Below are 17712 nucleotides of genomic sequence, written 5' to 3' on the forward strand. Positions count from 1 at the left end.
CGCGAAGGCGCCGCCCTTTTTTCCGGAGAGGCAGATGGGAATTGGCACGCTTGTGGCGATGCTCGCGATTGCGCTCGCCGTCATCGGTATCCTGGCGACACAGGCAAGCTACAGCCTGTTCCTGCCCGGCTTGCTGCAGGGCGCGACTTTGACGATCGAGATCGCCATCCTTGGCAGCCTGCTCGCGGTTATCATGGGGGTGCTCGCCGCGCTCGCCCGGCTCTATGGCCCGGCGCCGCTCAGGTGGCTGGCAACGGTCTATGTCGAGATCTTTCGCGGCACCTCGGCGCTGGTGCAACTCTTCTGGCTGTTTTTCGTGCTGCCGCAATTCGGCGTCACGCTCAATGCGTTTCTGGTGGCGGTTGTTGCGCTCGGCCTGAACGTCGGTGCCTACGGATCGGAGGTGGTGCGTGGCGCGATCCTGTCTGTCGCTCGCGGCCAGTGGGAGGCATGCACGGCGTTGAATATGAGCCGTGCCCAGATGCTGCGGCGAGTGATCCTGCCGCAAGCCGTCGTCGCCATGATACCGCCCTGGGGTAATCTGTTCATCGAGCTTCTCAAGTCGACGTCGCTGGTCTCGCTGATCACCCTGGCGGATCTCGCCTTCAAGGCGCAACAGATGAACCAGAATACGTTCAAGACCATTCCGATCTTCACCCTCGTCCTGCTGATGTATCTTGTGATGTCGCTGGTCCTCACGATCGGCATGCGGCTTCTCGAAAGACGTGCATCGGCCGGTCTGGCGCGGGGGAAGGCAGCATGATCTGGGACTGGAGCTTCACCCTCGAAATCCTGCCGGTGCTGGCGCACGCGGCAATCGTCTCCGTCGAGGCGACGCTGATCGGCTTCGTTCTGGCCGCCACCCTCGGCCTGGTGCTGGCGGTTGTGCGCATAGCCGTGCCATGGACCGGCTGGACGATTTCGGTGCTGGTCGAGTTGATCCGTTCGACACCGCTGCTCATCCAGATATTCTTCATCTATTTCGTCTTCCCGAAGTTTGGCCTGGTGCTCGATGCCTTCACCGCCGGGGTGCTTGCCATTGGCATCCACTACGCCGCCTATTGCTCCGAGGTTTATCGCGCCGGTTTCGACAACATCCATCGCGGGCAGTGGGAGGCCTCGATCGCGCTCAATCTTTCGGCCTGGACGACGTTTCGCGACATCATCATCCCGCAGGCGATCCCGCCGATCGTTCCGGCCCTTGGCAATTACCTCGTCGCCCTGTTCAAGGAGACGCCGCTGCTCTCCGCGATCGCCGTGATGGAGCTGATGCAGACCGCCAAGATCATCGGCTCCGACACCTTCCGCTACACCGAGCCGATAACGCTGGTCGGCCTGTTCTTCCTTGCCATGAGCCTGGTTTCGGCCGCGCTCATCCGCGCTCTCGAACGCCTGCTCAACCGGAGGACCATGCGATGACCGAACAACCGATGGTCCGTTTCGAAAATGTCTCGAAACGCTACGGCGCGCTGACGGTTCTCGACGAGCTCAATCTTGAAATCGCGCGTGGCGAAAAAGTCTCCGTCATCGGCCCGTCCGGCTCCGGCAAGACGACCGTGCTGCGCATGCTGATGACGCTGGAGACGATCAACGATGGCGTCATCTGGGTCGAGGGCGAGCCGCTGACCCACATGAAGAAGAACGGCAAACTCGTGCCTGCCGACCTTGCCCACATTCGCCGCATCAGGGCGAAGATCGGTATGGTGTTCCAGTCCTTCAATCTCTTCCCGCATATGACGGCAATGGCCAACTGCATCGAGGCGCCGATGACGGTGCTCGGCATGAAGCGGACGGAAGCAGAAGCACGGGCGGCCGAGCTTCTCGACCTGGTCGGGCTATCCCAGAAGAAGGACCACTACCCGTCTCAGTTGTCTGGTGGTCAGCAGCAGCGCGTGGCAATCGCCAGGGCGCTGGCCATGCGGCCCAAGATCATGCTGTTTGACGAGGTAACGTCGGCGCTCGACCCGGAGCTTGTCGGCGAAGTGCTGCAGGTGATAAGGCAGATCGGTCGCGAGCACGATCTGACCATGCTGATGGTCACCCATCAGATGGGCTTCGCCAAGGAGTTTTCCGATCGCGTCTGCTTCTTCTACCAAGGCAAGATCTGCGAGCAGGGGCCGCCAGGCGAACTGTTCGGAGCGCCGAAGAATGAACGAACACGGCAGTTCCTGCACGCTGTCCTGGAGGCTGGATGACGCTTGAGACGGATGTCGCGCCCATGGTAGCAGCCGACCCGCAGCCGCGCCCGCTTTCGGCGCGCGAGCGGTTCGAGCGCATCTACCGCATCTTGCGCGACCGCATCTGTCTGCTTGACTATGCACCGGGAAGCCATCTTTCCGAGGAAGAGCTGGCTCAGGAATTCGAGATCAGCCGGACACCGGTTCGACGTGTGCTGGCGCGCCTCGAATCCGAGGGTCTCGTCCAATCCGTCCATGGCGTCGGCACGATCGTCACCGATGTCGATATCGAGGAATTGCAGCAGGTTTATCACCTGAGGCTGGAACTGGCGCTCCTCGTCGGCAAGCTTTCGCCGATCCCGCGCACGGCGGAGGATCTCGATCGGATTCGAGCGCTCATCACGCGCTGTGATTCCGATATTCTCAACCCCGACCAGCGCGCCTTCCTTCGCCTTAACATGGATTTCTTCTACGAACTTACCGCGATGACTGGCAATCAGCCACTGCGCGAGATCAGCGAGCGCCTGTATTTTCAGGTGGCGCGGGTCGTCCTGAAGATGATGCCGCAATTGGGTCTTGTCGAAGAATTCACTGCCTTCCGCCGGGAGATGGAGGAAGTCCTTGCCGCGGCGGAAATCGGAGATTGGGAATCGATCGGCCACATAAGGCGCGCTCATATCTCGATGAGCTTTCGTCGCATGATGCGCCATGTCGGTGAGGCCACCGGTTTAGACAGCGCCAAGTGATCCGCTCATTGGTCAGCGATCGATCTCGCCGAACACGATGTCGAGGGATCCGATGATTGCGGCGACATCGGCGATGTGACCCCTTTTAGAACGACGGCTTCGCGCCTGATGTCGGCCGTTTTCCGGCGTGTTGGACTTTGTCCAAGAGCGGACGTCCGTGGAAAGCTATGCGTCGAAATGTCGTGCCCCATCTCGCCCCCGATGAGGAAAGCTCAGCGTTTTCCAAAGGGCGCAAGATCATGTTGGACCTTTGTCGGAACTTCCATATGAAGCTCCTAACGCTGTGCTGTAATCTTTGCTCTAAATATTCTCCCGCGTGTATATCTCGAACGGCAAGATGGCGGTCAAATTGCCACCATCGTTCGGGGCGGCAACGGCGCGGACCATACCGGTCAGCGCTTCGAGCGCGATTCGGGCGAGCGGGTGCGAGATGATGAAGGTCAGCGTGCCGTCGAGCAGCGCCGGGCGGGTCGACTCCATCAACTCGTAGCCGACGACGACGATGCTGCCGGCGCGGCCGGTGGAGCGCAGGGCCGCGATAGTGCCGGTGATGCCACCACCGGCGACATAGAGGCCGGACAGATCCGGATTTTCGTTCAGCAACTTCTCGGTCATCTCCTGTGCGATGGCGCTCGATTCGAAGGTCAGCAGCGGCTCCAGCAGCGTGAAATCAGGGGCGTGCTCGCGGAAATAGGAGCGGAAGCCGCTCTCGTTCATTTCCTGGCAGCGATAGCGGTGATTGCCGACAAGGATGCCGAGCTTGCCGGGCGCCTTGCAGACATGCTCGAACACCCAGGCCGCGGTGCGGCCGACCTTCCAGCCGTCCAGCCCGATGTAATGAACCTGACCCGTCGCCGATATCTGCGAGATCAGCGCAAACACCGGCACGTTGCGGGCCTGCAGCGCATCGACCGCCTGGGTGACAAGCGGATGGACGGCGGCGACGACGCCGACGGCGTCGCATTCGGCGCCGAGCGCCAGCAGGCGCGCTCCGACATTCTGCGGCGACAGGTCGTCAAGAAACTCGATTCGCAGCTCAATCTCGCAGTCGGGCATGGTCGGCGCCACCGCGCGCAGCGCCTCGGCGATGTTGCGGTAGAAGGCGCGGCCGGGCTGGTGCAGCAGGAAGCCAAAGCGGTAGTGCAGCCTTGCGGCCGCTATGCGGCTGCGCAGCGCGCCCGTGCCGTAGAAGCCGATCTGCTCGGCCGCCAGCCTGACGCGCTCGCGCGTGCCTTGGCGGACGGCGCCGGTGCCGCTCAGCACCCGGTTGACGGTAGCCACCGAAACATTCGCCTCGGCGGCCACATCCCTGATCGTCGGCCGCTTATTCTGATCCATTTCGTCTCATCCGCCTGTGGCAATTGACACGAAGATATCATTTATCATGTCAGATTGATATGAATGACACAATCAGTTTGGAACAAACATTCTATTCTTGATACATTTTGGATCAAGATGTTTATCTTGTTAAAAGCAAGCAAGGCGGACGCACCGCCAGCCCAGGGATAGCAGCAGCACAGCGCAGACGGGTTTCGCCCATCGCTCTCAGGCGGTTTGAGGCAGCGTGCGCGTGCGGCCCGTCCCAAGGCGTTGCAGGTGCGGCATTGCTGGTGGAGGATTGCATGGACGATCTCAAATATGGCGTGCGCGACAAGCGCGGCGACTGGAAGCCGAACGGACGCATCGAGGGAGCGCCGTTGTGGAACTGGCCGCCCAGGCTGCCGAAGATCCTGGCATGGCTGCCCGGCTATATCTGGCCGTGGAATGCCTTCCATATGGCCACGGCGCTGCTCTACTGGTTCTATATCGTGCCCAGTGTCGAGACGATGAAGACCATCGGCTGGGGCTGGGCACTATGGCTCTACGCCGTCAACGCGGCGGCGATCCTCGTCTTCTACGGCATCTTCGAACTGCGCTACTACATCAAGCGCGCCCAAGCGACGCGCTTCAAGTACAACCACAAATTCCCAAGCGACGCGCCCTCCGAAGTGTTCTGGTTCCAGAGCCAGAACATCGACAACTTCCTGCGCTCGTTCTTCATCACCATCCCGTTGTGGACCGTGGTCGAAGTCGTCTTCCTCTGGTGCTTTGCCAATGGTTACGTGCCGTGGATCGGCTGGTCTGATCACCCGGTCTACCTCGCTGCCCTTGTGCTGGTCGCGCCGGCCATCCACGAGGTGCATTTCTTCTTCATCCACCGGCTGATCCACTGGGGGCCGCTCTATCGCTGGATCCATTCGGTCCACCACAATTCGATCAACCCGTCGCCCTGGTCATCGCTGTCGATGCATCCGGTGGAAGGGTTCCTCTATCACGCGGTCGCCTTCTGGCACCTGGTCATCCCCTCCAATCCGATCGTCGCGCTGTTCCAGCTGCATATCGCCGGCTTCGGCGCCGTCAACGGCCATCTCGGCTTTGATAAGCTGGAGGTGACCGAGGACACAGCGGTCGAGAGCCACGCTTACGCGCATTACCTGCATCACAAATATTTCGAGGTGAACTACGGCGGCGACGGGCTGATCCCGCTCGATCGATGGTTCGGCACCTTGCACGACGGCACCAGAGAGGGTGACGCCATGATGGACGCCCGGTTCCAGAAAAAGAAGGAGCGCATGAACGCCAGGCCGTGACCGACGCCAGGCAAAGCATCGATCACCCGACGCACCGGGAGGGGAGCGTTTGAAACGAAGTTTTCCAATCCGTCTGATGACGGCAACCGGGAGGAAATGAAATGAACCATATCACGAAGCTTTTGACGGCGGGGATGACGGCAGTTGTGGTCGCGACAGGTGCCACAGCCGCAATGGCCGACGGGGCGAAAATCTTCGTCATCGGCGGCAAGGCGGACGACCCGTTCTGGTCGAAGGTCAAGAAGGGCGCCGACGATGCCGGCAAGGTCGCCGAACTGACCGGCGGCTCGGTGACCTGGCTCGGTCCGCAGAACTACGACAATCTCGGCCCGGACGCCGCCAAGCTGATCCGCACCGCGCTCAGCCAGAAGCCGAGCGCCATCGTCGGGCCGGATTGGGTGCCCGAGGCCATGGATGACGCCTTCAAGGAAGTCGTTGCCGCCGGTGTGCCGCTCATCATCTACAATTCCGGCGGCATGGATGCGGCCAAGCGGCTCGGCGCCATGAACTATGTCGGCAATGAGGAATACGTGGCCGGTCTCGGCGGCGGCACCTATTTCGGCAGCCACGGCGCCAAGAATGTATTATGCGTCAACACCTTGCCAGGCTCCACCAACACGGAAGACCGCTGCAAGGGCATAGCTGACGCCATCGCCAAGAGCGGCGGCAAATCCACCCAGCTGCCGCTGCCTTCATCCAGCTTCGGCAACCCGACCGCGGTCGCCGAGGCGATCAAGGCCGCTGTGCTGAAAGACAACACCCTCGACGGCCTTATCACCATCAGCGCCGGCGACGCCAACAGTGCGGCCAACGCCATCAGCCAGGCCAATCTTGGCGACAAGGTCAAGCTCGCTTCCTTCGACATGGACGAAACCGGCCTGCAGCGTATCAAGGACGGCACACAATTGTTCGCTGTCGACCAGCAGCCCTATCTGCAGGGCTATCTCGCGGTGTCGCTGCTCAACGGCTTCGTCAACTATGGGCTCGACCTGCCGACGAAGCCGGTGCTGACCGGACCAGGGATCGTCGATGCCGCCAACGTCGGCGCGACGATGGGTGGTGCGGCGGCCGGCGCCCGATAGCTCGCTCGGAGTGTCCGGCCCTCCGTGGGCCGGACATCATCAGCCCCGCCGCCGCCGAAAGGTCGCGCCAGGCTCCCTATTATTCAAGCCAGGGACACTTCGATGATATCCCAAGCCCATCACCAACCTTCCGTGGCGACGGCTGCGCCGTTCGTTCCGCGCTCTTCGATGCCCTCGGTCGGCAGCCTCGTGCGTCGCCCGGAAGTCGGCTCGCTGATCGGCATGATCGCAGTCCTGATCTTCTTCTCAATCTTCGGCGGCGCCAATTTCCTGTCGGCCGGGGGTGCGGCGAGTTGGCTCAACGTCGCCTCGGAACTCGGCATCATCGCGCTTCCCATCGGGTTGCTGATGATCGCCGGGCATCTCGATCTCTCCGTGGGGTCGATGATCCCCGCCAGCTCGATGACCGTCGCCATCATCTCGGGCCACTATGATCTGCCGATCATCGTCGGCATTCTCGCGTCGCTCGGCCTTGGCCTGGCCGTCGGCTTCATCAACGGCGTGCTGGTCATCCGCACCAAGGTGCCGTCCTTTGTCGTCACCCTTGCAACGCTGTTCGCATTGGCCGGCCTGACACTCGGCCTCTCGGTCATCCTGTCCGGCAGCACCAGCGTCGCGCTGAAGAGTGGCTCCGCCGCCAAGCTGCTGTTCGGCGACTATCTCGGCGGCAAGTTCCAGGTGACGCTGTTCTGGTGGATCGCCGCCATTTTGATCGTCGGCTTCATCCTGAACTTCTCGCGCTTCGGCAACTGGATCCTGGCCATGGGCGGCGACGCCGTCAGCGCCCGCAATGCCGGCATCCCGACCGACCGGGTGACCATCGCGCTGTTCATGAGCAGCGGCCTGTGCGCCTCCTTCGTCGGCATGTCGCAGGCCATCCTCTACAACAGTGCCCAGGTGGCCGCCGGCCAGTCCTTCATCTTCAACTCGATCATCGCGGTGGTCATCGGAGGCGTGCTGCTCACCGGCGGCTATGGTTCGGTGGTCGGCATCGTGCTCGGCACGCTGACCTTCTCCATCGTCAACCAGGGCATTTTCTACACCGGCTTCGACGCCAACTGGGCAAGCCTGATCATCGGCGTCCTGCTGCTGGCGGCCGTGCTGATGAACAACACCTTCCGCACCATGGCGCTGACCTACGCGCCGCGCACCAAATCGAGGGTTCGCTCATGACCACGCCCCTGCTCAGGCTGACCGGGATCAACAAGTCGTTCGGTCCGATCGACGTGCTCCACGACATTTCGCTGGAGGTCAACAGAGGCGAGGTGTTGTGCCTGCTCGGCGACAATGGCGCCGGCAAGTCGACGCTGATCAAGATCCTCTCCGGCGTCCACAAACCGACATCGGGCACGATGGACATGGATGGCAAATCCGTCGCCTTCGACAGCCCGCGCGACGCCAGCGACCATGGTATCGCCACCGTCCACCAATTCGGCGGGACGTTCCCGCTGATGAGCATCGGCCGTTCCTTCTTCGTCGGCGCCGAGCCGACGCGGCGCTGGGGACCGCTGACCATCTACGACCGCAAGCGGGCCAACGAGATCGCCGTCACCGAGATGCGCCAGCTCGGCATCACCCGCATCGACGACGGCGACCGCCTGGTCGGCGGACTGTCCGGTGGCGAACGCCAGGCGCTGGCGATCGCGCGCGCCGTCCACTTCGGCGCCAGCGTGCTGATCCTCGACGAGCCGACCGCGGCACTCGGCGTCAAGGAGGCGGCGCATGTGCTGCGCATCGTCCTGCAAGCGCGCCGCAAGGGCATTGCGGTCATCTTCATCACCCACAATGTCGTCCACGCGCTGACCGTGGGCGACCACTTCGCCGTCCTCATCAGAGGTTCCAAGGCCGCCGACTTCCGCAAGGGTGAGAAAAGCCGCGAGGCCATTACCGACCTGATGGCGGGCGGCGAGCAGATGGCCGAGCTCGAAGCCGAGATCGAGAGCTTCTCGGCGGCTGACAACGGCCATGCGCCGCGGGGCGCGAGCCATGCGTGACCAGTGAAGACGCCCATCTCCTCCCGGGCATCTTCCTGTACGGCCGGCGGAATGCGTGGTCCGCCGGCCGCCTTTTTCAACCAACCAAGGAACAGACGGCAGAGTGACAATGGCAAAATGGATCAAAGCGTGCGCGACCGATGACATCGAAGAAGAGGACGTCATCCGCTTCGATCACGAGGGCCGGACCTTCGCCATCTACCGCAGCCCCGATGATGCGTTCTTCTGCACCGACGGGCTGTGCACGCACGAGAAGGTGCATCTGAGCGACGGGTTGGTTATGGAACACAGGATCGAATGCCCGAAGCACAACGGCGTGTTCGACTACCGGACCGGCGAAGCGTTGCGCGCACCGGTCTGCGTGAACCTGAAAACCTACACCACGAAGGTCGAGGACGGCCGCGTGTACATCGAGGTCTGACATGTCCGATACCTTTACGCTTGCGGCTTGCGCCGAGATGCTCTGGCGCGACCGGCCGATGGAATGGCGCGTCAAGCGCCTCACCGAAATGGGTTTTCAGGTCGGCCTCTGGAACTGGCCCGATCACGATCTCGCAATGCTGGAAAGATCCGGCGCGACCTTCTCGATCATGAACGGTTATTTGCGCGGCCGGCTGGCCGATGACGAAGGTGCTGCCGAACTGTTGAAGACGGCGAAGGAGACCGCGGCGATCGGCAAGCGCCTTGGCGTTGCGCGGCTCAACCTGCACGGCACCGGGCTGGGCGAAGGCGGCCTGCCGGTCACGCCCTGCGAGACCGTAACCGGCGCGATGTGGCTCAAGGCACGCGACACGCTGAACCGCATTGCGGACCTCGCCGAGGTTGAAGGCGTGACATTCACGCTGGAGAATTTGAACCTTCCGGTCGACCATCCCGGCGTGCCGTTTGCACGCGCCGAAGACACGCTTGCGCTGGTATCGAGCGTCAACCGGCCGGGCCTGCGCCTCAACCTCGACCTCTACCATGCGCAGATCGGCGAAGGGAACCTGATCGAACTGTGCCGCGCCTGCCTGCCATGGATCGGCGAGATCCAGGTGGCCGATGTGCCCGGACGCATGGAGCCCGGCAGCGGCGAGATCAATTACCGGGGCATCGCCCGTGCGCTGAAGGACATGGGCTATCGCGGGCCGGTGGGCATGGAGGCGTTCGCCTCCGGCGACCCCGAGGCAGCACTGCTGGCCTTCCGCGAAGCTTTCACCGTCTAAGGAACGAAAATGGTCGCCAAGAGCACTCGCCCAACCGTCGCCGATATCCGCACCATGAAAAGCCGCGGCCAAAAGATTTCCATGCTCTACGTCACCTCGCTCGAAGAGGCGGCGGCGGCGGATGCGGCCGGCGTCGACATGCTGTCGATCGAGAGCCGTTTCTTCTCGCCCGAGATGCGCGAGGCGGCGGGCCGCTGCTTCGTGCAGGTCGGGCTGCCTTACGGGCCATCCGGCAATCTGGTCACGGCGGAGGACTATCTGAAAACCGCCTACCACTTCATGCGCATCGGCGGCGACTGCTTCTACTGTGCCGCCTCGCTCGATATCCAGAAGACGCTCTGCGACAACGCCGTGCCTGTCGTTGCCCATGTTGGCCTGATCCCCTCGCAATGCACTTGGACCGGCGGTTTCAAGGCTGTCGGCAGGACGGCCGACAGCGCGCGTGCGGTGTGGGACCACGTCAAGCGGCTGGAAGCCATCGGCTGCTTCGGCGCCGAGCTGGAAGTGGTGCCTGACCGCGTTGCCGAACTGATTACTGCGAGTACGCCGATGATCATGCTGGGCATGGGCGCCGGGCCGCATGCCGACGCGCAGTATCTGTTCAGCGAGGATGTGCTCGGCCACACATCAGGCCACAAGCCGCGCCATGCAAAGACCTACCGCAACTTCGCCGCCGAGTATGAGCGGCTGCAGCACGAGCGCATCGCCGCTTATCGCGAGTTCATCGCCGACGTCCAGACCGGCGCCTACCCCGAGCCGCAGCACGTGGTTCAGATCACTGATGACGAGTTCTCCACCTTCAGGACCGCTCTCAGGCTTTAGGAGCCAAGATACTCAACAGGCCGCGAGATTCCCTTGAAGGTCAGCTATCTCCGCTACGGACACAAAAGCGGACAGTCTGCTTTCAGCCCCATTCACGAAATCAGCAGCTCGACGTAGATGCCCGTCACTGGCGTTATCATCACCTTCAGGCATCACTGTAGAAGCTTCTTGCCAGCCATCGGGACACCTTTGAGCGAGGCGCATTTGATCGACTGGGCGTAGCAATCTTTTGGGTGGGACAAAAAGATTGAAAAGCATTGGAACAGATTTGAATATCGGATGGTCCAACCGGATTCTAACTAGTTGATTATGTTCGTTTTCCAAGCATCCTCCGGGCCCACCATTGTCGTTGAGCGCCGTTACTGTGGCAGCCCCGCTCTCCTGAGAGCTTCGATATACTTGTTGCGATCGTCCATTCGCCGAAACAGTGGCAGCACATCGGCAAGATTCGAGATCCGCAGCGCGGGATCGAACTCGCACAGGCGAGCGATCATTTCCCGTGCCTCCGCAGGTCGCCCCGCCAGAGCATGACCCGCCGCCGCTACACGCATCGCGCTCGCGTAGTTCCGATGGTGGAGCAACGACTTTCCCGCCCAAATGACAGCCTCATCGTAGCGGCCTGCGCAAAAATGCGCGAGCCCGGTGTTGAACTGCCAGGCGAACAGGCGTGGATCCAATGGGCTTAGGCGCATGGCAAGCGCCGAGTGTTCGACAGCCTTATCCGGCTCGCCCAGGCAAGCCCTCACCCAGCCGCTGGAGCCCCAAGCATTGGCCAGGTTCGGGTTGAGGATGAGCGCGCGATCGATGCAAGCGGCGCTGTCATCGAGGTCGCCGCCTACATAGCCGAGAACGTATCCCCCGTAGGAGAGCGCAATCGCGTCGCCTCTCCCGAGTTCAACCGCTCTCCTGGCCAGTCGAGTAGCTTCGGCAATCTCTTGCGCGCGGTCGACCATCCAGTTGTTGCTCTTGCGGGTAGCGTAGCACCGCGCCGCCCGGGCATGGGCTGCAGCAAATTCCCGGTCACGTTCGATCGCTTTCATGAAGAGCCGCAAGGCATCGTCAATGGCCGATCTGTCGGTGATCGTCCGGTCAAAAGCCGCCAGTCCTCGGAGATAGTAGTCGTACGCGTCGAGGCTCTCTGTCGGCTTGCGCTTGGCGCGCTCGATCTCAGCCTCCTCCACTTTCGGTGTGATCGCGCCAACGATGCTTGAGGCGACTTCATCCTGCAGAACGAAGACTTCCGCCAGGGTCCCGTCAAAGCGATCCGCCCAAAGATGGGCGCCGGTCGAGGTATCAATGAGCTGACCGGTAATCCGCAGGCGGTCTCCCGCCCGGCGCACGCTGCCCTCGACCACGTAGCGCACTCCCAGTTCGCGCCCCACCTGTTTCACATCCACGGGCCGACCTTTGTAGGTGAAACTCGAATTGCGTGCGATGACAAAGAGAGGGCGGAAGCGAGCCAGCGCAGTGATAATATCCTCCACCACGCCGTCCGCGAAATACTCTTGCTCGCTGTCGCCGCTCAGATTCTGAAATGGCAGCACGGCAAGCGACGGCATGTCGGGGAGTTCAAGCGTGTGGCGAGCGGCTGCGAGCGGCTGTACCTCCAGCACTTCGCCGGGCAGGATGTAGCCGCGCTTGGCCACTGTGCGGATCAGCTTCTGCTCCTTGTCGCCCAACGCGCGTCTGATGTCGCTGATGCACTGGGTGAGCGAATCCTCGGTGACGATGACATCGTTCCACACGATGCGCAGAAGCTCGTCCTTCGACACCACCCGACCAGCGTTGCGAACAAGAAAGCTCAGCAGTTCGAATGATTTCGGCCGTAACGCGATCTCGGCCGAACCGTAGCGCAAGGTTCCGCAGCGCGCATCAAGGCTGAATCCGGCGAAGCGGTAGATCGGCTGCGGCTCGCTCATCTTGCTCTTTTGGGGGCCTGCCTTCAGAACTTCTTGGGATCCCGATTACAGTTATAACATCGCCGGGGTGCAGATGCATCTTCGCCGGCGGTACAAACTTCAGCGTCGCATACTTCCAATCATACTTCATATGAAGGATTGTGACGGACGCAAGAGTTTCTACATCATCCGCAGATGCCGGCCGCCTCACTTCACGAGCGGCGATATCCTTCGTCGTCGGATCGGACCGCGGCAAGCCCGGCCCGATTTCATGCCGATGAGGTGAGGCCGGCAAACCGGCTGCGCCTCACGTTGCAGGATATGTGCATCGTGATTGCCCGCCACGCTTTCAGAACAGTTTCAGCGCGCCTTCAGGACATGCGGATCGGATCGTCGCAAGCTCTCCCACGTACTCCAGAAACGGGAGGCCAAAATGGCTCACACGGAAACTCGCGCCAGTCATAGTCAGTGGACGGGTCGCTTCTCCAGATTTTTGCTGGAGAGCACAGCAGCGGCGATCGCAGCTTTCAGGATATGGCGGCTCAACGCTGCAAGACGTAGAGAAATCGCAGGTTTGACGGTCGAGCAATTGAGAGACATCGGCCACCCATTGGCAGATGCGCCAACACCCACGTTCGACGTCAAAGCGGGCCTGATCGCCAACTTGATGTCGATGAGATGAGATCGGCGAGTTAGCCGCGCGGAGCGCCACCTACGGTCGCGCCAGCTTCGTCTCCTTCGGTCGAAAATCCCGAGGAGACATTGCTGCAGCACAGCTTTTGCCGGCTTGGCGATGCCACACCGGACACGCTTTTGCGGCTAGGGCCCGCGCAATCCCTTATCCGGTTTCTACGGCGGAGAATGACTGATGTCGAAGCTGCATGCCAATCTGCTTCTTCTGCTTGGCTCACAACAAACAGGAGATCCGACATGAAGCGACTGCGAGAGTTCAAAGGCACCACAACCCGCATCGAATATGACGCGGAGCTTCGATCCGATTATCTACTGAACAGGACTTGATCTACTGAACAGAACTTGCCTCGGAATGCGATGCATCCGGGTCGGGCCAGATAGTCCGCACGTCCGCAGGCATCGCGTCGCGAACCTTGCGGATCTGGTCGGGGTTCAAGTAGTGCGACAGCACAGCCAAGACGGCCTGCGTTGCGTCGACCACATCGGTCGGGCTCGACATGGAGAGTTCGTCGCTGATCCTCCGCAAGAACACTTCCCGCGAACGCTCGCGCTTGGGCATCACCTCCGGCCGGAACTGGTCGTAGTAGGTTCCCCGGACCAGAAGGGGCAATTCGGCTCCGAGATGGGCGGCGAGCTCGACAGGAATTTGATCGCGGACGGCACGCAAAACCGCTCCTAATGCGTGCCAGGCGAGTTGTTTGTCGGGACCGATCGCGTCCTTATGCGAGAGTTCGCGCAGCCAGACGTGAGTTGTTTGCAGGGTCTTGTCGAAGACATCGAGGCCCGTGGAATTCATGTTATCCTCCTAAAGTCGGTTCCCGGGATGCCCGGTCGCCACGACACAGTCGTTTCGGCTTTGAATGCCAATGGGGCACGCCGGGTCCGGAGAAACGGCGGACATCTCGGCATCGAGACGAGCATCACGCCCTCTCGTAGGTGCCGACAAGTTCGGCCTGTGCGATCACATGCGGCTTTGCCCGATCCAATATGTCGGCGACCTTGGCCTTCTCGCCACAATGCAGCGTTTCGACATCGAGGGCCGCGAGGCGGAAATGATAGTGATGGACACCGTGGCCCTTGGGCGGCTGCGGTCCGTCGTAGCGCGGGTTGCCAAAATCATTGACGCCATGGCCAAGGCTTTCGGTCTTGGCGCCGGCCGTCGTACCCTCCGGCAAGCGGTCGCGTTCCGCAGGGATGTCGTAGATGCCCCAATGGCGGAAGATCCCGGAGGGAGCGTCGGGATCCTCCACGACCAAGACGAAGCTTCGAGTGCCCTGAGGCGCTTCCTTCCAGGTCAGCGGGGGCGACAGGTTCTCCCCGTCGCGCACATATTCATCCGGAATCCTGTCGCCGTCCCGGAAGGCCGGACTTTCAATCGAAAATGCCATGACGTTCACCTCAGTCGTGGTGATTTTTGAGCGTTCGCGTCGTCCTTGGATTTACTCGGAACGTATGGGCCTGGAGCGAGTTCCAGTAGGATCGACAAAAGCTCCAGGCGGGGGCCTCTCGCGGCCAGCTTGGGATTCTCGAAGTCGGTCGAGGCGGAAACCGCGCATTTGGACCGAAGCTCATGACCGTCGTATTTTCAGACCGCCGCGAGGCCGGGCGAAAACTTGCAACCGAACTGAAGGATTATGCCGGGCGCCGCGATGTCATCGTACTGGCGCTTCCACGTGGCGGCGTTCCAGTCGCCTATGAAGTCGCTCGTGCGTTGAAGGCGCCGCTCGATGTCTTCGTCGTTCGCAAGCTAGGTGTACCAGGCCATGAGGAGCTGGCCATGGGCGCGATCGCGACCTCCGGCGTGCGCGTTCTGAACGAACAGCTTGTTGATGAACTCTCCGTGCCGCAGCATGTCATCGATGCGGTTGCCTCCAGGGAGGAACAGGAACTTCTGCGTCGCGAGCGCCTGTATCGCGGCGGCAGGCCTCCGCTCCGGGTCAAGGGGCGAACCGTCATTATCGTCGATGACGGCCTTGCGACCGGATCGACAATGCGGGCGGCTATCAGTGCGCTTCGCGAGAGCCGTCCGGCCCGCATCATCGCGGCCGTTCCTGTCGGCAGCCCGGATACCTGCGATGCGATGAGGGCCGACGCCGACGAAGTTGTCTGTGCGACGACGCCGCAGCCGCTCCTCGGTGTTGGACGCTGGTATGAGGATTTTTCGCAGACGAGCGATGAGGAAGTGAAGACCCTCTTGGCCAGGGCAGGGCAACGATCCACTGCGGCCGACAAGGTTGGAGCCGAGCAGCCGGCGGCGAGCACACTGCGCAGGCGCGTCGTGCGGCTTGCCGGCAGAGCAGGCGATTACGACCGGCTCATCGAGGCGATCGGGAAGGCACGCTTCGTGCTGCTCGGCGAGGCCTCGCATGGCACGCATGAATTCTATCAAGAGCGGGCACTGATCACGCGAAGGCTTATCGAGGAGAAGGGCTTTTCGGCCGTCGCTGTCGAGGCCGACTGGCCCGACGCCTATCGGGTCAATCGCTACGTCCAGGGTGCAAGCGATGATCTCGATGCCAAGGAGGCGCTGGCGGACTTCCGGCGTTTCCCGACCTGGATGTGGCGGAACAGGGTTGTCGTCGAGTTCATCGAATGGCTGCGCGACCGCAATGACTCACTCGCGCAGGCAAAGGCCGGCTTTTATGGCCTCGACCTCTATGCCCTGCACGGCGCGATGAAGGCGGTGCTTCGCTATCTCGAGGCAGTCGAGCCGGCCGCCGCGGAAGTCGCGCGGCGGCGCTATGCCTGCTTCGATCACTTTGGGCCGGATCCCCAGGTTTATGGCTTCATCGCCGGCAGCGACATCGAAAAGTCCTGTGAGGATGCCGTGATCGCGCAACTGGTCGAGACGTTGAAACGCCGTCCCGCGGCGAAGCCTAACTCGCTCCTTCCGGAAGACGAGCTCTTCGCTGCCCAGCAGAATGCACGGCTGGTGAAGAATGCGGAGGCTTATTACCGCGCCATGTTCCTGGCGCCGGAATCGACCTGGAATTTGCGCGACCGGCACATGGCAGAGACCTTCGAGGCGCTTGCGGCCCATCTCAGCCGGCGAGGACGTCCGGCAAAGGTCGTGATCTGGGCGCATAATTCGCATCTTGGCGACGCGCGAGCGACGGACAAGAGCCGGCGCGACGAGATCAACCTCGGACAGCTCCTCCGCGAAACCCATAAGGGCGATACATTTCTTGTCGGCCTCACGACGCACCACGGCACGGTGACGGCGGCGTCCGACTGGGGCGGCCCAGCGGAGCGCAAGACTGTGCGACCCGCGCTTGCAAGCAGCTATGAGGCGCTGTTCCACGAAGTCTCTTCCGACCGGTTCCACCTCGATGTGCGCAATGCAGGCGCGGACTTGCCAAGACGGCTTCTGGAGCGTGCGATCGGGGTCATCTATCGTCCCGAAACCGAGCGGGTCAGCCACTACTTCCATGCCAATCTGGCCGAACAGTTCGACGCCGTGCTGCATTTCGACGAGACCAGGGCGGTCGAACCGCTGGAACGCAGCTCTGAATGGGATGCGGGCGAACTGGCGGAAACCTATCCGTTCGGCGTGTAGAAGATCAGCTTAGCGAGGCGAAATGAGCCCAGCTTCAACCATAGCCGCCAACCAGCAGATTGTGCATGTTCCAGCAGGCGACGTCATGCTCGAAGGCAACCTGTCGCTGCCTCTCGATCCTCAAGGACTGGTGCTCTTCGCCCACGGCAGCGGGAGCAGCCGGCACAGCCCGCGCAATCGCTATGTGGCCGAACGGCTGAACGAGGCGAAATTGGCCACTCTGCTCATTGACCTGCTGACGACCGACGAGGAGCGGATCGATCAGGTCACGGCCGAGCTGCGTTTCAACATCGGACTGCTCGCCGATCGCCTGGTCCAGGCGACGGACTGGTTGAGTTCGTTTGGGAGCACATCCGGGCTGCGGCTCGGCTATTTCAAGGAAGCGGCGCTCCTTGACTTGCCGACCCGTTAGGCATCGGCGAAATCGATTTGGTGATTCGCCTTTTTTCCGTCAAGGGCTGTTCGTTAAAATTTGTTCCCTCGGAACGGCAGATGGTTCGCGGGCGTTGATCCTGGATCACCCCGGAGGAAATCGTACATGCGCACGGCTTTGACAAAGGACGACGTGACTTCAGTGCTCGGTCCAATCGAGGAGGCTACCGTCGCGGAAATCATTGCAACCGGCGCCTCCGCCGAGGAGCTTCGCGAAGCCTGGGCGTGGCTCAATGAAGACGAGGCGTTGATGAGCGAAGGACGGCCGCTGCCCGGGACTCGCGTGGCCGCCTTGATCGGCCTGCTGGAGCCGGAAGAGGAGGAATAAGGGATCCGAAGCGTGCGATGAAGCCATCGATGGTGGATCAGGAGCGCCCGGTACAGGTTGTAGCGGGACGAAACGGCACAATGCGGGAGCATTCACGTTTCCGGCCTACGAAAAAATTCCGCCGGCCGAAATCGGAGATTGGCAATCGA

The 17712-nt window shown here is 61.8% G+C and carries 19 protein-coding genes and 1 pseudogene; 15 read left to right on the forward strand and 5 right to left on the reverse strand.

The window, feature by feature from the left end; translation table 11 throughout:
- Positions 1-34 precede the first annotated feature (34 nt).
- From ehuC to O7A70_RS08140, 4 genes are read left to right on the forward strand one after another with little or no spacing between them, the layout of a single operon-like run.
- Positions 35-763 (forward strand): ectoine/hydroxyectoine ABC transporter permease subunit EhuC, encoded by a 729-nt coding sequence (ehuC, locus tag O7A70_RS08125; protein ID WP_337139909.1) that lies wholly within the window; start codon positions 35-37, stop codon positions 761-763.
- On the forward strand, positions 760-1419 hold the full coding sequence (gene ehuD, locus O7A70_RS08130; protein ID WP_027146714.1) for an ectoine/hydroxyectoine ABC transporter permease subunit EhuD: 660 nt from the start codon (positions 760-762) through the stop codon (positions 1417-1419). The genes ehuC and ehuD overlap by 4 nt, the downstream gene beginning before the upstream one ends.
- Positions 1416-2195, forward strand: a complete 780-nt coding sequence (gene ehuA / locus O7A70_RS08135) for an ectoine/hydroxyectoine ABC transporter ATP-binding protein EhuA (protein WP_027146715.1) — start codon at positions 1416-1418, stop codon at positions 2193-2195. The genes ehuD and ehuA overlap by 4 nt, the downstream gene beginning before the upstream one ends.
- Complete coding sequence (locus O7A70_RS08140; protein ID WP_337139910.1) at positions 2192-2923, forward strand: GntR family transcriptional regulator; 732 nt, start codon at positions 2192-2194, stop codon at positions 2921-2923. The genes ehuA and O7A70_RS08140 overlap by 4 nt, the downstream gene beginning before the upstream one ends.
- Positions 2924-2935: 12 nt before the next feature.
- On the opposite strand, the pseudogene O7A70_RS08145 reads toward O7A70_RS08140, so the two are convergent.
- Both O7A70_RS08145 and O7A70_RS08150 read right to left on the reverse strand, forming a co-directional pair.
- Positions 2936-3043 (reverse strand): annotated as a pseudogene (locus O7A70_RS08145) (hypothetical protein); the annotation flags it as partial.
- 180 nt (positions 3044-3223) lie between these two features.
- Positions 3224-4261 (reverse strand): LacI family DNA-binding transcriptional regulator, encoded by a 1038-nt coding sequence (locus tag O7A70_RS08150; RefSeq protein ID WP_337139911.1) that lies wholly within the window; start codon positions 4259-4261, stop codon positions 3224-3226.
- Positions 4262-4545: 284 nt separating this feature from the next.
- Here O7A70_RS08150 and O7A70_RS08155 point away from each other — a divergent pair, with 284 nt between their 5' ends.
- The 7 genes from O7A70_RS08155 to O7A70_RS08185 all read left to right on the forward strand — a co-directional run bounded on the left by O7A70_RS08155 (position 4546) and on the right by O7A70_RS08185 (position 10656).
- On the forward strand, positions 4546-5553 hold the full coding sequence (locus O7A70_RS08155) for a sterol desaturase family protein (RefSeq protein WP_337139912.1): 1008 nt from the start codon (positions 4546-4548) through the stop codon (positions 5551-5553).
- Between the two features lie 101 nt (positions 5554-5654).
- Positions 5655-6635 carry a sugar ABC transporter substrate-binding protein gene (locus tag O7A70_RS08160; protein ID WP_337139913.1) on the forward strand — a complete coding sequence of 327 codons (981 nt, stop codon included), beginning with the start codon at positions 5655-5657 and terminating at the stop codon, positions 6633-6635.
- A 168-nt stretch (positions 6636-6803) separates the two neighbouring features.
- Positions 6804-7808 carry an ABC transporter permease gene (locus tag O7A70_RS08165; protein WP_337140211.1) on the forward strand — a complete coding sequence of 335 codons (1005 nt, stop codon included), beginning with the start codon at positions 6804-6806 and terminating at the stop codon, positions 7806-7808.
- A complete protein-coding gene (locus O7A70_RS08170; protein WP_027146656.1) occupies positions 7805-8629 on the forward strand; it encodes an ATP-binding cassette domain-containing protein in 825 nt (274 codons plus the stop codon). The genes O7A70_RS08165 and O7A70_RS08170 overlap by 4 nt, the downstream gene beginning before the upstream one ends.
- A 109-nt stretch (positions 8630-8738) precedes the next feature.
- The gene (locus O7A70_RS08175) at positions 8739-9050 is read left to right on the forward strand and encodes a MocE family 2Fe-2S type ferredoxin (protein WP_337108742.1); all 312 of its coding nucleotides are present in this window, start codon (positions 8739-8741) and stop codon (positions 9048-9050) included.
- 1 nt (position 9051) lies between these two features.
- Entirely contained in the window at positions 9052-9834 is a 783-nt protein-coding gene (locus O7A70_RS08180; protein ID WP_337139914.1) for a hydroxypyruvate isomerase family protein, read from the forward strand.
- Positions 9835-9843: 9 nt separating this feature from the next.
- Positions 9844-10656, forward strand: a complete 813-nt coding sequence (locus O7A70_RS08185) for a 3-methyl-2-oxobutanoate hydroxymethyltransferase (protein ID WP_337139915.1) — start codon at positions 9844-9846, stop codon at positions 10654-10656.
- A 359-nt stretch (positions 10657-11015) separates the two neighbouring features.
- Here the strand turns inward: O7A70_RS08185 and O7A70_RS08190 are convergent, their stop codons facing one another.
- Positions 11016-12575 carry a winged helix-turn-helix domain-containing tetratricopeptide repeat protein gene (locus O7A70_RS08190; RefSeq protein ID WP_337139916.1) on the reverse strand — a complete coding sequence of 520 codons (1560 nt, stop codon included), beginning with the start codon at positions 12573-12575 and terminating at the stop codon, positions 11016-11018.
- Between the two features lie 412 nt (positions 12576-12987).
- Between O7A70_RS08190 and O7A70_RS08195 the strand changes: the two genes are divergently transcribed.
- On the forward strand, positions 12988-13236 hold the full coding sequence (locus O7A70_RS08195) for a hypothetical protein (RefSeq protein WP_337139917.1): 249 nt from the start codon (positions 12988-12990) through the stop codon (positions 13234-13236).
- A gap of 339 nt (positions 13237-13575) precedes the next feature.
- Here the strand turns inward: O7A70_RS08195 and O7A70_RS08200 are convergent, their stop codons facing one another.
- Both O7A70_RS08200 and O7A70_RS08205 read right to left on the reverse strand, forming a co-directional pair.
- Positions 13576-14043, reverse strand: coding sequence for a DUF2267 domain-containing protein (locus tag O7A70_RS08200; RefSeq protein ID WP_337139918.1), 468 nt, complete (start codon positions 14041-14043; stop codon positions 13576-13578).
- 124 nt (positions 14044-14167) lie between these two features.
- A complete protein-coding gene (locus tag O7A70_RS08205) occupies positions 14168-14635 on the reverse strand; it encodes a YbhB/YbcL family Raf kinase inhibitor-like protein (protein ID WP_337139919.1) in 468 nt (155 codons plus the stop codon).
- Positions 14636-14817: 182 nt separating this feature from the next.
- Here O7A70_RS08205 and O7A70_RS08210 point away from each other — a divergent pair, with 182 nt between their 5' ends.
- The 3 genes from O7A70_RS08210 to O7A70_RS08220 all read left to right on the forward strand — a co-directional run bounded on the left by O7A70_RS08210 (position 14818) and on the right by O7A70_RS08220 (position 17563).
- Positions 14818-16803 (forward strand): erythromycin esterase family protein, encoded by a 1986-nt coding sequence (locus O7A70_RS08210; protein WP_337139920.1) that lies wholly within the window; start codon positions 14818-14820, stop codon positions 16801-16803.
- 22 nt (positions 16804-16825) lie between these two features.
- Positions 16826-17215, forward strand: a complete 390-nt coding sequence (locus O7A70_RS08215) for a dienelactone hydrolase family protein (RefSeq protein WP_337139921.1) — start codon at positions 16826-16828, stop codon at positions 17213-17215.
- Between the two features lie 126 nt (positions 17216-17341).
- Positions 17342-17563, forward strand: coding sequence for a hypothetical protein (locus O7A70_RS08220; protein ID WP_337139922.1), 222 nt, complete (start codon positions 17342-17344; stop codon positions 17561-17563).
- The last annotated feature ends 149 nt before the right edge of the window (positions 17564-17712 follow it).

The organism is Mesorhizobium sp. Cs1299R1N1 (assembly GCF_037179655.1).
Classification (GTDB): domain Bacteria; phylum Pseudomonadota; class Alphaproteobacteria; order Rhizobiales; family Rhizobiaceae; genus Mesorhizobium; species Mesorhizobium salmacidum.